The sequence below is a fragment of the Haloferax profundi genome (assembly GCF_001469865.1).
In the GTDB taxonomy this organism is placed as follows: domain Archaea; phylum Halobacteriota; class Halobacteria; order Halobacteriales; family Haloferacaceae; genus Haloferax; species Haloferax profundi.
This window is the reverse complement of the sequence record NZ_LOPV01000442.1, coordinates 1-737: the sequence shown is the minus strand read 5'-3', so window position 1 is coordinate 737 and position 737 is coordinate 1. Positions and strand designations below refer to the sequence as shown.

Genomic DNA, 737 nt, shown 5'->3' with positions numbered 1-737 from the left:
GTACTGTCGCCTAAAGGATAACCGAAACATAACATTTCGGAGATAGCATCTAAATCAATTGAGGTTGACTGTGCATACTTAGAAACAAACCGAAGCTCTCTAGCGAGTGTTGTTCCGTCATCCGTATAATATAATGGCAATCTAGAAAACATATCGTTTAAAACTCTGATCTTATTATTATTAATAACTGCGAGAGCAAAACTACCGTCAATCCTCGGAAGAAGTGAACTAAGTTCCTGATGGTTGTCCTGCAATATTGCTTTGGTGAGGTCGGAGAAAGAACAGGGACTATGATAGATTTTCCCGTCAAGAAGAGCGGTGTAGTCTGGATATTCAGTGACCGATATTGGGTATGTGGCGTGTCGGGTGTAGCCAACAGTCCACTGTTCACTACTAGTAACCACTTCTGATTCGATTGCATCAGTGTGTTCGCTTTCAGTGAATCCAGATTGTTCGATACTAGGTTGGTTCGTGATGTGAATTCCAGGCATTATTAGTTTAGTCTTGATTTTGACTTCTCAGCATTGTTCAATTGCAAAGATACACTGAGGGATATTGAGTACAATTGTAGTTCTCGGAATATTCATAATTCTGAAACTATATCAACAACTTCTCTTCGAACCTCCCGAGATCGAGACCGATCAGGCTCTAACTCGGTATCGGAGAAGCTACTAAGATACCCAATAATCTCGTTCACGTCTCTGGTATGCAATACACGTCCTTCATTGACCATCGCT

1 pseudogene is annotated in these 737 nt (G+C 41.1%); it reads right to left on the bottom strand.

The features are described 5' to 3' along the window. Positions 1–491: pseudogene (locus AUR66_RS21340) on the bottom strand (hypothetical protein); the annotation flags it as partial. Positions 492–737: the final 246 nt, after the last annotated feature.